General features: G+C 71.5%; 12 protein-coding genes, 1 tRNA gene and 1 other RNA gene. 8 read left to right on the forward strand and 6 right to left on the reverse strand.

What is annotated here, in order from left to right:
• Window positions 1-81 precede the first annotated feature (81 nt).
• Window positions 82-942: an aminoglycoside phosphotransferase family protein gene (locus ACFQ58_RS11745; RefSeq protein ID WP_376951289.1), complete on the reverse strand. Its 861-nt coding sequence runs from the start codon at window positions 940-942 to the stop codon at window positions 82-84.
• Between the two features lie 49 nt (window positions 943-991).
• Here ACFQ58_RS11745 and ACFQ58_RS11750 point away from each other — a divergent pair, with 49 nt between their 5' ends.
• Together ACFQ58_RS11750 and ACFQ58_RS11755 are read left to right on the forward strand one after the other, a co-directional pair.
• Window positions 992-2,875, forward strand: coding sequence for a helicase HerA-like domain-containing protein (locus ACFQ58_RS11750; RefSeq protein ID WP_376951290.1), 1,884 nt, complete (start codon window positions 992-994; stop codon window positions 2,873-2,875).
• Window positions 2,872-3,507, forward strand: coding sequence for a GNAT family N-acetyltransferase (locus tag ACFQ58_RS11755; RefSeq protein ID WP_376951291.1), 636 nt, complete (start codon window positions 2,872-2,874; stop codon window positions 3,505-3,507). The genes ACFQ58_RS11750 and ACFQ58_RS11755 overlap by 4 nt, the downstream gene beginning before the upstream one ends.
• A gap of 27 nt (window positions 3,508-3,534) precedes the next feature.
• Here the strand turns inward: ACFQ58_RS11755 and ACFQ58_RS11760 are convergent, their stop codons facing one another.
• The 4 genes from ACFQ58_RS11760 to ffs all read right to left on the reverse strand — a co-directional run bounded on the left by ACFQ58_RS11760 (window position 3,535) and on the right by ffs (window position 5,265).
• Window positions 3,535-4,065: a hypothetical protein gene (locus ACFQ58_RS11760; protein ID WP_376951292.1), complete on the reverse strand. Its 531-nt coding sequence runs from the start codon at window positions 4,063-4,065 to the stop codon at window positions 3,535-3,537.
• A 217-nt stretch (window positions 4,066-4,282) separates the two neighbouring features.
• Complete coding sequence (locus ACFQ58_RS11765) at window positions 4,283-4,864, reverse strand: hypothetical protein (protein ID WP_376951293.1); 582 nt, start codon at window positions 4,862-4,864, stop codon at window positions 4,283-4,285.
• 222 nt (window positions 4,865-5,086) lie between these two features.
• Window positions 5,087-5,171 (reverse strand) — tRNA-Ser (locus ACFQ58_RS11770).
• Window positions 5,169-5,265: signal recognition particle sRNA small type (ffs, locus tag ACFQ58_RS11775), an RNA gene on the reverse strand. Before ffs ends, ACFQ58_RS11770 begins: the two co-directional genes overlap by 3 nt.
• 108 nt (window positions 5,266-5,373) lie before the next feature.
• Between ffs and pta the strand changes: the two genes are divergently transcribed.
• The 4 genes from pta (at window position 5,374) to ACFQ58_RS11795 (ending at window position 10,813) form a co-directional block, all read left to right on the forward strand.
• A complete protein-coding gene (gene pta / locus ACFQ58_RS11780; protein ID WP_376951294.1) occupies window positions 5,374-7,605 on the forward strand; it encodes a phosphate acetyltransferase in 2,232 nt (743 codons plus the stop codon).
• Window positions 7,602-8,795: an acetate/propionate family kinase gene (locus tag ACFQ58_RS11785; protein WP_376951295.1), complete on the forward strand. Its 1,194-nt coding sequence runs from the start codon at window positions 7,602-7,604 to the stop codon at window positions 8,793-8,795. Before pta ends, ACFQ58_RS11785 begins: the two co-directional genes overlap by 4 nt.
• Before the next feature lie 66 nt (window positions 8,796-8,861).
• The gene (locus tag ACFQ58_RS11790; protein WP_376951296.1) at window positions 8,862-9,452 is read left to right on the forward strand and encodes an ArsR/SmtB family transcription factor; all 591 of its coding nucleotides are present in this window, start codon (window positions 8,862-8,864) and stop codon (window positions 9,450-9,452) included.
• Entirely contained in the window at window positions 9,449-10,813 is a 1,365-nt protein-coding gene (locus ACFQ58_RS11795) for an MFS transporter (RefSeq protein WP_376951297.1), read from the forward strand. The genes ACFQ58_RS11790 and ACFQ58_RS11795 overlap by 4 nt, the downstream gene beginning before the upstream one ends.
• A 16-nt stretch (window positions 10,814-10,829) precedes the next feature.
• On the opposite strand, the gene ACFQ58_RS11800 is transcribed toward ACFQ58_RS11795, so the two are convergent.
• Complete coding sequence (locus ACFQ58_RS11800; protein ID WP_376917486.1) at window positions 10,830-11,201, reverse strand: TraR/DksA family transcriptional regulator; 372 nt, start codon at window positions 11,199-11,201, stop codon at window positions 10,830-10,832.
• 296 nt (window positions 11,202-11,497) lie between these two features.
• Between ACFQ58_RS11800 and ACFQ58_RS11805 the strand changes: the two genes are divergently transcribed.
• Together ACFQ58_RS11805 and ACFQ58_RS11810 are read left to right on the forward strand one after the other, a co-directional pair.
• On the forward strand, window positions 11,498-12,901 hold the full coding sequence (locus ACFQ58_RS11805) for a polysaccharide biosynthesis tyrosine autokinase (protein ID WP_376951298.1): 1,404 nt from the start codon (window positions 11,498-11,500) through the stop codon (window positions 12,899-12,901).
• Window positions 12,898-13,497, forward strand: coding sequence for a low molecular weight phosphatase family protein (locus ACFQ58_RS11810; RefSeq protein WP_376951299.1), 600 nt, complete (start codon window positions 12,898-12,900; stop codon window positions 13,495-13,497). The genes ACFQ58_RS11805 and ACFQ58_RS11810 overlap by 4 nt, the downstream gene beginning before the upstream one ends.
• The last annotated feature ends 1 nt before the right edge of the window (window position 13,498 follow it).

Consider the following 13,498-nt stretch of genomic DNA (forward strand, 5'->3'; position numbering starts at 1 on the left):
CTAGCAGATACCCTGGGGGTATCCTCCGGGTTTGGCTGGATGCCGCGGACCGGGCACCACCATTGCCCCGGGCGCGCCGGCTCAGGCGAATGCGCCCCCGTCGAGGCCGGCGGCGAGCTCGCCGATCCGGGCCACCGCGACGGCGCGATCGGGGTCGTCGTCGAGCGCGAACCACGTCGACGAGAGCGCGCACCAGGCGACCAGCCAGTCGCGCAGCCGACGCTCGTCGAAGCCCGTCGCCTCGACGACGACGGCGAACTGCCGGGCGAGGCGACCGGGCGCGAGCGCCAGGTCGTGGGGATTGCAGAGCAGGTTGCACACGTCGAACTCGGCGTCGCCGATCAGGCCCTTGGGATCGATCGCGAGCCAGCCGTGGTCGCCGAAGTCGAGCACGTTCGCGTGGTGCAGGTCGCCGTGCAGCACCACCGGCTCGCCCGGTTCGTCGAGCAGCCGACGGGCGATCGACGCGCCGGCTCGATGGAGCGGCTCCAGCTCGTCGGCGTGCTCGAAGAGCAAGCGGAACCACCTCTCGAGATCGACCAGGTCGGGCGGCGTCGGCGCGGCCAGCACGCGCTCGGTCTGCCCGTGGAGTCGCCGGGCGACCGAGCACACGATGCGCGTCGCCTCGTCATCCGACCCGGCGCGCACCATCTCGACGAGGTCGCCATCGCCCATCGCGCGTTCGAGGAGCAGCGCGCGCCCGTCGCGTCGGAGGACGCGAGCCGCACCGTGCCCGTCGAGCGCGACGAGGAGGTCGGCGCCGCGAGCCTCCTCCTCGACGTGCGCGATCTTGAGCATCGCGGGCGTGCCCTCCTCGGTGCTCACCGGGATGAGCCGGCTGGACGCGGTGGTCACCGCGTCGCCGTCCTGGTGCAGCCGCCACCGCCGCAGCCACGCGAGGTCTGCGCCGTGTCCGGGGTCCACGGGTCCGAGGTCGCTCACCGCTCCAGTATTCCGGCTCCGGGCTGCGGCCCGCGGCTAGGGTAGGCCCATGTCGGACGACGTGGTGAAGCAGGCACAGGAGGCGGCCGCCGCCGCCGCGGCAGCGGCCGAGGCGCTGCAGCAGCAGGCGCAGGAAGCGATCCGCAAGGCCGAGGAGGCCGCGGCGCTCGCGAAGGCGGCGGCCGACGCGCAGGCGGCAGCAGCGAAGGCGACACCGGATGCTGCGAGCGCGCCGGCCGCGGACGATCCGGCGCCCGCGCCATCCGTCGCCGCCGCGACCCCCGCCGCCGCGACGCCCGCCGGGCCGCTCTCCGCCGACGAGGTCGAGGCCATCCGCGCCGGATACGCCTTCGAGGGCGCCGCCCTCGAGATGGGTGCGCTGGTCAACGGCGAGCCCCTGCCCGGCGTGCCCGTGCGCATCCCGCTCGCGATGACCAACCGGCACGGCCTCGTCGCCGGCGCGACCGGCACGGGCAAGACCCGCACGCTGCAGGTGCTCGCCGAGCAGCTCGCGGCCAACGGCGTCGCCGTGTTCGCCGCCGACATCAAGGGCGACCTCTCCGGGGTCGCCACGCCGGGCGAGGGCAACGAGAAGCTCCTGAAGCGAACGACCGGCATCGGCCAGGAGTGGACGCCCGCGAGCTTCCCGACCGAGTTCTACTCCCTCGGCGGGGTCGGCCGGGGCATCCCGATCCGCGCGACGATCTCGGGATTCGGACCGCTCCTGCTGAGCAAGGTGCTCGGGCTCAACGAGACGCAGGAGTCCAGCCTCGGACTCGTGTTCCACTACGCCAACAGGAACGGCCTCGCGCTCCTCGACCTCGACGACCTGCGCGCCGTGCTCGCGTACCTCGTGAGCGACGAGGGCAAGGACGAGCTCGAGGGGCTCGGCGGCCTGTCGAAGGCGACGGTCGGCGTCATCCTGCGCGAGCTGATCGCGTTCGCCGACCAGGGTGCCGACGTGTTCTTCGGCGAGCCCGAGATCGACACGGCCGAGTTCCTTCGCAGCGCCGCCGACGGCCGCGGCGTCATCAGCCTCCTCGAGGTGCCCGGCGTCGCCGACAAGCCGGCGTTGTACTCGACGTTCCTCATGTGGCTGCTCGCCGACCTGTACGGCGGCCTGCCCGAGGTCGGCGACCTCGACAAGCCCAAGCTCGTCTTCTTCTTCGACGAGGCGCACCTGCTGTTCCGCGACGCCTCGCAGGAGTTCCTCGCGCAGGTCGTGCAGACCGTGCGCCTCATCCGTTCCAAGGGCGTCGGCGTGTTCTTCGTCACGCAGACCCCGAAGGACGTTCCGGGCGACGTGCTCGCGCAGCTCGGCTCGCGTGTGCAGCACCAGCTGCGGGCGTTCACGCCCGACGACGCCAAGGCGCTGCGCGCGACCGTCTCGACGTACCCGAACTCCGGCTACGACCTCGAGGAGACGCTCACCGTGCTCGGCACCGGCGAGGCCATCGTCACGGTCATGAACGAGAAGGGCGCACCGAGCCCTGTCGCCTGGACGCGGCTGCGCGCACCCCAGGCGTCGATGTCGCCGAGCCCCGACGCCGCGATCGACGCCGCCGTCGCGGCATCCCCGCTGCTGGCGAAGTACGGCACCGCGATCGACCGCGAGTCCGCGCACGAGCTGCTGACGAAGAAGATGGCGGATGCCGCGGCCGCCGCGGACGCTGCCGAGGCCGCGAAGGCGCAGGCCGAGGCCGATGCCGAGTACGCGAAGATGCAGGCGAAGATCCGCGCCGACCAGGAGAAGGCCGAGAAGAAGGCGCAGGCCGAGTACGACCGGATGATGAAGCGGACCTCCGGCACCTCGCGCTCGCGATCGCGCACGCCCGAGCGATCGGCGCTCGAGCAGGTGCTCGGCTCGAAGCAGACGCAGAAGATCATCGGGCAGGTCCTCACGGGCCTGTTCGGCATGGCCAAGCGGCGATGACGGATGCCGCGGGGCGGGCGCCCGTGATCCGCCCGTACCGCGCGGCGGACCACGATGCGCTCGCGCGCATCTGCCTGCTCACCGCGGCGGGCGGCGGCGACGCGACGGGCGTCTACGGCGACGACACGTTGATGCCCGAGGTGTACGCGCTGCCGTACGTCGAGTACGCGCCAGACCTCGCGTTCGTGGTCGACGACGGCGGAGTCGTCGGCGGATACGTGCTCGGAGTCGCCGACACGGCCGACTTCATCGACTGGTACGCGCGCGAGTGGGCGCCGGGGTTCCGTCGGCGTCACCCGATGCCCGCGCCGCCGACGACGCACCGGCCGGCATACACCGAGGCAGAGCTCATCGCCGATGGGGGTGATCCCGAGCGCATGCGCATCGCCGAGCTCGACGCGTACCCGGCGCACCTGCATATCGACCTCCTTTCGCGCTACCACGGGCAGGGCCTCGGCCGGCGGCTCATCGACCGGCTTCGGGATGCGCTCGCCCAGCGGGGCGTGCCCGCGGTGCACCTCGGCCTGGATCCGGCGAACACCGGGGCGCGCGCCTTCTACGAACGGCTGGGCTTCCACGAACTCGCGTCGAGCCGACCCGACGCGCCCCTGCTCGGCATCACCACGCGCTGAGCGGATGGCGCGCCATCCGCCTCGCCGTCACCTGCGGCGTAGCCCGTGGCCCTCGAACCAGTACAGCAGCTTCGGGTCGGTCGCCCGGAGCTCGGACATCGTGACCGGCTCCGCGCGAACCACCTCGTCGACGCCCAGGATCTCCGAGACGAGGTCCATCGACGCGTCGTCCCAGAAGGTCCCGCGCATGCGGAACACGCACCGACCTTCCGCGTCGACCACGAAGAGCTGCTTCACGGTTTCCAGGGTGTCGCCGCGATACGTCTCGAGTCGGAGCACGCCGGCGACATCGCGCCGCGCCACGCTGTGCATGCGCCCGAAGAACCCGCGCTCCACGATGCCGTGCGGGCTGACGGCCGCCTCGGTGCGCTGGTATCGGACCCAGGCCGCGAGGGCGAGTGCGCCGAGCGCCGTCGCCGCAAGGACGGCGCCGACGACGAGGACGGGTCCGAGGGGGCGCAGCACCCACGCGATCGTGACGAGCAGCGGCAGCGCGAGCGCGAGCACCGGCAGGCCGATGCTGCGCGCGAGGGTGCGGCGGGGTCTCAGGGTGTGCACCCTGAGACCCCGGCCCTCTGTCGACGTCGGGTCGGTGCGGAAGCCCCCTGCGTCCCCACTTCCCACCATGACCACAGTTGCCGTTGACATCAGATCCATGATCCCGCCGATGCCGCGGGAGCCGCTATTCGGCATTAAGGAGGACTTGCGCGCGCGGCGCGGATGCGCGTGCGGACGACGGGGTCCGCTTCGGCGCCGGCGAGAGCGACGTCGGGCGCTATTCGAGGATCGGCAGCACCGCCGCGCAGAAGTCGTCCGTGCGTCCGGTCGAGCCCTTCACCAGGCCGAGGAACTCGAGGAACACGTCGTCGGACGGGTCGGTGATGTCGTCGCCGTAGTCGATGAGGACCTCGTACCGGACCTGGCCCGGGTTGCGTGCGATGGCCTTGCCCGACTCGTCGTACACGGCCGCGTTCCCGGTCGCGAGCACGAGGATCGTCATCGTGCCGTCGCCGTTGTCGGTGATCTTCAGGTCCTTGTCCACGGTACGCACGCGTTCGGTGACGACGCCGCCCGGACCCGTATAGGTCGTGACGCCCGCGACGTTCGCCTTGAAGAACGGCGCGGTGCCCGGCTTGCGGGAGTTGAAGAGCACGTGCACCTCGGCCGTCGAATCGACCTGCACCGTGAGTCCCACGTCGCAGAAGTTCATGTCCGTGAACGAGTCCTCTTCGGTGAACTTGACGTTCTCGAGAGGGCGCGCCATCGCCGATGGTGCGGCGACGACTGAGGCGGCGAGAGCCGCGGCAGCGGCGGCGGCGACCATGCCGCGCCGGCGGATCGGGCTGGATGCGGACATGTTCTCCCCTTCTCGCGCGGCGAGGGCGGAGAGCGACCCGCTGCGCTGCATTGGCCGGGTTGGGCGAATCTTCGCGGATCCGTGCGGTCGCTGCCACACCCGTTCGGGGGTGATTTCGGCGCGCCGGAGCGATGTGCGGGGCTGACTCAATCGGCGGAGGATGGGGGATTCGAACCCCGGTGCGGGCGCTGCGCGTCACCCGGGTTTCACGTACTCAATCGGCGGAGGATGGGGGATTCGAACCCCCGAGGGCTTTCACCCAACACGCTTTCCAAGCGTGCGCCATAGGCCACTAGGCGAATCCTCCTGGGACCCCTCGCGCACCCGCCAGAGCCCGGTTACCCTTGCTGCGTTTCCGCCCTGGGGGAGTTGGCCTGGATGGCGCCACGCGAGGAGCCGTCGGACAGTCTACCCGAGCGCGCGACCCCCGCGAACCGCGTAGGCCGGCGCAGCCGCACTCGCCCCGGATTCCCAGCGGGGCCGCCCACGCGGACAATAGGCTGGCGGGCGTGGCGCACAGCATCTACATCTGCTCCGCGGAAGGGAACACCGGCAAGTCCACCGTCGCACTCGGCGCGGTCGACACGTTGAGCCGGCGCGCGACCCGCGTCGGGGTGTTCCGTCCGATCGCCCGTTCCTCGGAAGAGGACGACTACGTGCTCGAGCTGCTGCTCGCGCACGACGGCGTGATCGCGCTCGGGTACCACGACGCGATCGGCGCGACCTACGAGGACGTGCACGCCGATCCCGAGGGCGCGCTCGCGACGATCGTGCGCCGCTTCAAGGCGGTCGAGTCGCGCTGCGACGTGGTGGTCGTGATCGGGTCCGACTACACGGATGTCGCGAGCCCCACCGAGTTGGCCTTCAACGCGCGGATCGCGGCGAATCTCGGGGCGCCCGTGCTCCTCGTCGTCGGCGGACGCGTGCCGCATGGTCGCGGCGCGAGCGAGCGCCTCGGCTACACGGATGCGCGCACGCCCGACGAGCTGGCGCAGCTCACCGAGCTCGCGGTCGAGGAACTCGCGCGCGAGCACGCGACACTGCTCGGCATCGTCGCGAACCGCGCCGATCCCGATCGGCTCGACCAGGTGGTCGAGGCGGTGCGGTCGGCGGCCGGCGGGGCAGCGGATGTCGCGACATCCGCTCGCACCGAGGGCGAGGCCGGGGCTGCACCATCCGTCGCGGTCTGGGCCATCCCCGAAGACGAGTTCCTGGTCGCGCCCTCGATGCGCAGCATCATGCACGCCCTCGGCGGCGAGCTGTACGCGGGCGATCCCGAGCTGCTCGAGCGCGAGGCGCTCGGCGTGGTGATCGCGGCGATGTCGATGGAGAACGTGCTGGTCCGTCTCATCGAGGGGTCGGTCGTGATCGTGCCGGGCGATCGCAGTGAGGTGCTGCTCGGCGTGCTGACCGCGAACTCGTCGGCGACGTTCCCATCGATCTCGGGCATCGTGCTGAACGGCGGATTCCCCGTCTCCGAGACGGTCGAGCGGCTCATCGAGGGCCTGAAGTCGGGGCTGCCGATCATCCGCACCCAGCTCACGACCTACGACACCGCGCTCGCGATCACCTCGACGCGCGGCCGGCTCGCGGCCGAGTCGCAGCGCAAGCGCGACACCGCGCTCGCGCTCTTCGAGAAGCACGTCGACGGCCAGGCGCTGCTCGATCGGCTGGATGTCGCGACCACCGACGTGGTGACCCCGCTGATGTTCGAGTACGGGCTGCTCGCGCGGGCCCGGCAGGTGCGCAAGCACATCGTGCTGCCCGAGGGCTACGACGACCGCATCCTGCGCGCCGCGGCCACGCTGCTCGCGCGCGATGTCGCCGATCTCACGATCCTCGGCGAGGAGATCGAGATCCGCGCCCGCGCGATCGGGCTCGGCCTCGACATCTCGAGGGCGACCGTGCTCTCGAACCACGACCACGTGCTCGTGTACCGCTTCGCCGACGAGTACCAGCGGCGTCGCGCGCACAAGGGCCTCACGCTCGAGCAGGCGCGCGACACCGTGCAGGACGTCTCGTACTTCGGCACGATGATGGTCGAGCTCGGCCTGGCCGACGGCATGGTGTCCGGGGCGATGCACACGACCGCGCACACGATCCGTCCCGGGTTCGAGATCATCAAGACCAGGCCGGGCGTCGAGGTCGTCTCCAGCGTGTTCCTCATGGCGCTCGCCGACCGCGTGCTCGTGTACGGCGATTGCGCGATCGTGCCCGACCCGACGGCCGAGCAGCTCGCCGACATCGCGATCTCGTCGGCCGCGACCGCGGCAGAGTTCGGGATCGAGCCGCGCGTGGCGATGCTCTCGTACTCGACCGGCGAGTCGGGCTACGGCGCCGACGTCGACAAGGTGCGGCGGGCGACCGACCTGGTGCGCGAACGCGCCCCCGAACTGCCCGTCGAGGGGCCGATCCAGTACGACGCGGCGGCCGACGCCGCGGTGGCGCGCACCAAGCTGCCGGGGTCGGATGTCGCGGGGCGGGCGACCGTGTTCATCTTCCCCGACCTCAACACGGGCAACAACACCTACAAGGCCGTCCAGCGTTCGGCCGGTGCCGTGGCGATCGGGCCGGTGCTGCAGGGCCTGCGGAAGCCGGTCAACGACCTCTCGCGCGGCGCGCTCGTCCAGGACATCGTGAACACGGTCGCGATCACGGCGATCCAGGCCGCCGCGGGCGATGGACTCCACCACTCGGCCGGCCCGCTCGACCAGCTCGAGTCACGGACGGCCGCGTCATGACCACGGTCCTCGTCGTCAATTCGGGGTCGTCGTCGCTGAAGTACCAGCTCCTCGACGTCGAGGAGGGCGAGGCGCTCGCCACCGGGCTCGTCGAGCGCATCGGCCAGCCCGAGGGGCTCGCGACCCATTCGGATGCCACGGGCCGCGAGTTGCGCGATGAGCTCGCCATCCCCGATCACGACGCCGCGTTCGCGTGGATGCTGCGCGCGTTCGCCGACCACGGGCCGTCGCTCGAGGCGCACCCGCCCGTCGCCGTCGGGCACCGCGTCGTGCAGGGCGGCGCGAGGTTCTTCGAGCCCACCGTGATCACCGAGCTCGTGAAGATCAACATCGACGAGCTCTCGGTGCTCGCGCCGCTGCACAATCCGGCGAACCTGGCGGGCATCGTCGCGGCGGAGCGCGCGTTCCCCGACGTCCCGCACGTCGCCGTGTTCGACACCGCGTTCCACCAGACCATGCCGCCTGCGGCGTACACCTACGCGATCGACCGGGAGGTCGCCGAGCGGCACCGCGTGCGCCGCTACGGGTTCCACGGCACATCCCACCGGTACGTCTCACACGCGGCGGCGGCGTACCTGGGACGCCCGATCGAGGAGCTCAAGCTGATCGTGCTGCACCTCGGCAACGGCGCCTCGGCGTGCGCCGTCGACGCCGGCCGTTCGGTCGAGACGAGCATGGGGATGACCCCGCTCGAGGGACTCGTGATGGGCACGCGCTCGGGCGACCTCGACCCGGCCGTGCTGCTGCACCTGCAGCGGCGCGCGCGACTCGACGTCGACGAGGTCGACGACCTGCTCAACAAGCGCAGCGGCATCCTCGGCCTCGGCGGGCACCGTGACATGCGCGACCTCGTCGGGGCGGCGGAGTCGGGCGACGCACGCGCCGAGCTCGCGCTCGAGGTGTACTGCCACCGGATCCGCTCGTACGTCGGGGCTTACGCGGCGCAGCTCGGCCGGGTCGATGCCATCGTGTTCACCGCCGGCGTGGGGGAGAACGCGGCGGAGGTGCGGCGCCGCGCGCTCGCCGGGCTCGAGGGCTTCGGCGTCGAGATCGATGCGACGCGCAATTCGGAGCGGTCGCGCGAGGCACGCACGATCTCGGCCGAGGGATCGCGCACGCAGGTGCTCGTGGTGCCGACGAACGAGGAGCTCGAGATCGCCCGGCAGACGGTGGAGGTCATCGCGGGCTGACGCCAGGGTCCTCGATATCTACAAGAACTCTTGTACAAGGGATCTTGTGAAAGTAGGCTCGGCGACATGGATCAGTCGTCGCCCGAGGAGAGCACCCGCGTCCAACTGCGTGAGGCGGGCCCCATGCGGGCTCTCGCGCATCCCGTGCGGCTGCGGATCCTCGGCATGCTGCGAGTGGACGGGCCGGCCACGGTCGGCATGCTCGCCGAGCGTACGGGCGAAGCGGCGGGGTCCGTCAGCTATCACCTCTCGACGCTCGCGAAGCACGGCTTCGTCGAACCCGCGCCCGAGCTGGCGCGCGACCGCCGAGAACGCTGGTGGCGGGCCTCGCACGAGGTGACGAGCTGGCGCACCGAAGAGTTCCTCGACGATCCCGAGCGGCACGCGGCATCCGACGCGATGCGCCGCGCGGTGCTCGAGGCGTACCACCGCGAGCTGCTCGGCGCGCTCGAGGCCGAGGCATCCCTCGAGCCCGAGTGGGTCGCGGCCTCCGACGCGAGCGACGGCTCCGCGCAGCTCACCATCGAGGAGTTCCGGGAGCTGGCCGCCGACCTCGCGGCGGTGCGCGAGAAGTGGTGGGCTCGCGGTCGCGACCCGCGCGACGGGACGCGCGCGGTGCGCTGGATCACGCACGCCTTCCCACGGAGCGACGCATGAGCCGCGGCCACGCCGATCCCGTACCTGGGGCCGATCGGCGTCGCATCCCGCTGATCGCCCTGTTCGCGGCGCAGCTGTGCTCCCTCGGCGGCAACGCGATCGCGATCGTGGCAATCCCGCTCATCGTGCTCCAGCAGACCGGATCGCCGCTCGCCGCCGGCGTGGCAGGGATCTTCGCAACCGTGCCGCTCGTGATCGGCGGCGCGTTCGGCGGCGTGCTCGTCGACCGGTTCGGGTTTCGCGCGTCGAGCATCGCGGCGGATGTCGCGAGCGGCGCGACCGTGCTGGCGATCCCGCTGCTCGACGCCGCGGGCCTGCTCTCGTTCGGAGCGCTCCTCGCCCTCGTGTTCCTCGGCGGCCTCCTCGACCCGCCCGGCGACACCGCGAAGACCGTGCTCATGCCCGAGCTCGCGGCGCTCGCCGGCACGCCGCTCGCCCGTGCCGCCGGCGCGCAGTCGGCGGTGCAGCGCACCGCGACCATGGTGGGCGCGGGCAGCGCGGGCGCGCTCGTCGCGTTCGCGAGCCCGATGGTCGCGTTGCTCGCGGACGCCGCGGGGTTCGCCGTGTCGGCCCTGCTCGTCGCCCTGCTCGTGCCCGCGCGGCGCCGCGCCTCCATCGCGGCGATCGAGGCCGAGCCGACCGACGCCGGGTCGAGCACCGCAGGATTCGTCGCGGGCATCCGCTTCATCGCCCGCACGCCGCTGGCGCGGGCCGTCGTCCTGCTCGTCACGCTCACGAACGCGATCGATGCGGCGGGCATGACGGTCCTCAAGCCGGTGTACGCCTCCCGGGTGCTCGGCGACCCCGCCGCGCTCGGCTTCATGATCGGCTGCTTCGCGGCCGGTGCCCTCGCCGGGTCGGCGCTGTTCGGAGCGGTCGGACATCGCGGCTCCGGCCGGCTCATGTTCGCCGCATGCTTCGTGCTGGCCGGAACGCCGCCGTACCTGGCGATGGCGCTCGAGGTGCCGACCGGCGTGCTGTACGCGGTCCTCGCGGTGTCGGGCCTGGCGGCGGGAGCGCTGAACCCGATGATCGCGACCGCGCTGTTCGCGGTCGTGCCCGACGGCATGCGCGCGCGTGTGTTCGGGGCGATCACCTCGGGCGTGGCCGCCTCGATGCCGATCGGGGCGTTCGCGGCGGGCGTGGCCGTCGACGCGTTCGGACTCGTTCCAGCGCTCGCCGGAGCGGCCGTGCTCTACGCGGTGCTCGGTGCGAGTCCGCTGGTGCTGCGCGGCTTCGACGGGCTCGCCGGCGCGCGGGACGCGGCATCCGTCGCCCCTGTCGAGGTCGTGACGGTCGATGCGCCGCCATCGCGCGGGGCGGCTGCCGGCCGCGACGAGGTCGCCGAGCCGGCGCGCTGACCGTCGCGCCGATGAGTCAGCGAACCAGGCGCGCGCAGTCGATGCAAAGGGTCGCCGTCGGGCGCGCCTCGAGCCGGCCGACCGAGATCTTCTGGCCGCAGCGCTCGCAGATACCGTAGGTGCCGGCGTCGATCCGGGCGAGCGCGCGGTCGATGTCGGCGAGCTCGTGCTCGACGTCGTGCAGCACCGCAGTGCGCTGCGACCACTCCTGGCTCATCGTCGGGCCGTCGGGGTCGTGCTCGTCGTCGACGGATCCGTCGGATCGAGCCTCGCGGACTGCCGTGATCCCCTCGCTCTGCGACAGGAGCCGCTCCTCCGCTTCGCGGCGTTCCGCGAGCAGCAGTTCTCGGAAGCGCTCCATCTGCCCGGCGCTGCGGATGCCCGTCATGCCCACCTCCGTCGTCGTGCACCGGCCGGATGTCGCGCCCGCACCGGTGCGGTGCAGGCATCCTACGCCCACGGGACGACAGGGAGGCTGAGGCGCCGTCGCACGGCGGTTCGAGCCCCGGCCGCGGGAAGCCCGGGTGTGGCCCTGGAACTGGGGAATGGTTCATACCGGTCAACGGGGTTACCAGCGGAGGGTAGACTCCTCATCACACCCGCGTGCGCACGCGGGTTGCTCGTTTGTTCGGGCTGGCGAAGGCGCAGCGGAGTGCGTCCCGCTGCGACGAAGGGAAGCACGACTTGGAACTCCGCGATTACGTGCGCATCCTCCACAGGAACTGGGTGCTCATCCTCGCCACCCTGCTGCTCGGAGTTTCCGCCGCCGCGGCGTATTCGATCCTCGTGACCCCGAAGTACGAGGCGACGACCGAGCTCTACGTCTCGGTTCGCGCCGGCGACAGCTCGGTGACCGGCGACCTCGTGCAGGGCACGAATTTCGCGCGCCAAGCGGTGACGAGCTATGTCGACGTGGTCGACAGCGGCATCGTGCTCGACCGCGTCATCGCAGAGCTCTCGCTGGAGGAGACGAGCGCAGAGCTCGCCGAGGCGATCGAGGCGAGCTCACCCGTCAACACGGTCCTCATCGAGATTGCCTTCACCGACAGCGATCCCGAGCGGGCGGCCGAGATCGCGAACTCGATCGGCCGCACGTTCGCCGACGTGGTCGTGAACGACCTCGAGAAGCCCGAGGGCGACGCGGCGAGCCTGGTCAAGATCGAGACGATCCAACCGGCGGTCGTGCCCGAACACGCGGCGAGTCCGAATGTGCCGCTCAACCTGGCGCTGGGGGGTCTGGTCGGGCTCGCGCTTGGCGTCGGCATCGCCGTCCTGCGGACCGTGCTCGACACGCGTATCCATTCGCTTCACGACATCGAGCAGGTGACCGATAAACCGCTGCTGGGCGGCATCGCGCTCGATCCCGACGCGCAGAGTCGACCGCTCATCGTCCACGCCGACCCGCGGAACCCGCGAGCCGAGTCCTTCCGAAGCCTTCGCACGAACCTGCAGTTCGTCAACGTCGAAGGTGGCTCGCGGAGCTTCGTCATCACGAGCGCCGGTCCGGGCGAGGGCAAGTCGACCACGACTGCGAATCTCGCCATTTCCCTCGCCGAGACCGGGGCGAAGGTCGCGCTCCTCGACGGCGACCTGCGCCTGCCGAAGCTCGCTGACTACCTCGGCATCGAGGGCGGTGTCGGTCTCACCGACGTGCTGATCGGCCGAGCCGAACTCGTCGACGTGATGCAGAAATGGGGTCGCGGTTATCTTTACGTGCTCCCGTCCGGCCGGATCCCGCCGAACCCGAGCGAGCTGCTGGGGTCGGCCTCGATGGAGCGACTCCTGAACACGCTGACCAGTCAGTTCGACTACGTGCTCATCGACGCCCCGCCCCTGCTCCTCGTCACCGACGCGGCGGTGGTGTCGAAGCTCACCAGCGGTGCCATCCTCATCGCCGCGTCGGGTTCGACGCGCAAGCCGCAGCTCGCCGCCGCGGTGCGCTCGCTCGAGGCGATCGGCAGCCGCCTGCTCGGCGTGGTCGTCACGATGCTGCCCACGAAGGGGCCAGACAGCTACGGCTACGGCGAGTACACGTACGGCGTCGCGCACGAGGTCGAGACCGCCGAGGGATTCCGGGGCAACGCATGACGTTCCGCATCCTCACCGTGTGCTCGGGGAACATCTGCCGGTCTCCCTTCGCCGAGCAGCTCCTCCGTCACGGTGTCGGTGGCACCCAAGTCAGCGTGTCGAGCGCCGGGACGATCGCCATGGTGGGTGAGGGCATGCCTGTTGAGGCGCTCGACCTGTCCACGCGCTACGGCATCGCCGACGCGCACTCTCACCGCGCCCGCCAGCTCGACGAGCAAGCCATCCGCGAGGCCGACCTCGTGCTCGGGATGGCGCGCGAGCACCGTCGAGCCGTCGTCGAGCTCGTTCCCGCGGCGACGCGCAAGGCCTTCACGCTGCGTGAGTTCGCGCACCTCGCCCGCGAGGTGACGGACTCCGATCTCGAGGCGTCGAGCGGTCCGTTCGACGGGGACGACGAGCGCTCGCGCCTCCGCGCCGCCGTGACCGCTGCCGCCTCCCTTCGCGGTGTGGCCGCGCCGTTCGCGTCGCCCGACGACGCCGACGTCGTCGACCCCTACCGACGTTCCGCGACGGTGTACGAGCAGTCAGCGGCCCAGATCGTGCCCGCCGTCGAGATCGCCGTCGCCCTGCTCGCGCGCGCCGCAAGGCGCGGGTAGT

This window comes from Agromyces sp. NPDC056523, assembly GCF_042794545.1.
Lineage (GTDB): Bacteria > Actinomycetota > Actinomycetes > Actinomycetales > Microbacteriaceae > Agromyces.

Bases quoted from the DNA above. Each gene is read 5' to 3' on its own strand.
- ACFQ58_RS11795 (WP_376951297.1), top strand. From the start codon at position 9,449: ATGAGCCGCGGCCACGCCGATCCCGTACCTGGGGCCGATCGGCGTCGC.
- ACFQ58_RS11755 (WP_376951291.1), top strand. From the start codon at position 2,872: ATGACGGATGCCGCGGGGCGGGCGCCCGTGATCCGCCCGTACCGCGCG.
- ACFQ58_RS11765 (WP_376951293.1), bottom strand. From the start codon at position 4,864: ATGTCCGCATCCAGCCCGATCCGCCGGCGCGGCATGGTCGCCGCCGCC.
- ACFQ58_RS11810 (WP_376951299.1), top strand. From the start codon at position 12,898: ATGACGTTCCGCATCCTCACCGTGTGCTCGGGGAACATCTGCCGGTCT.
- ACFQ58_RS11750 (WP_376951290.1), top strand. From the start codon at position 992: ATGTCGGACGACGTGGTGAAGCAGGCACAGGAGGCGGCCGCCGCCGCC.
- ACFQ58_RS11800 (WP_376917486.1), bottom strand. From the start codon at position 11,201: ATGACGGGCATCCGCAGCGCCGGGCAGATGGAGCGCTTCCGAGAACTG.
- ACFQ58_RS11785 (WP_376951295.1), top strand. From the start codon at position 7,602: ATGACCACGGTCCTCGTCGTCAATTCGGGGTCGTCGTCGCTGAAGTAC.
- ACFQ58_RS11790 (WP_376951296.1), top strand. From the start codon at position 8,862: ATGGATCAGTCGTCGCCCGAGGAGAGCACCCGCGTCCAACTGCGTGAG.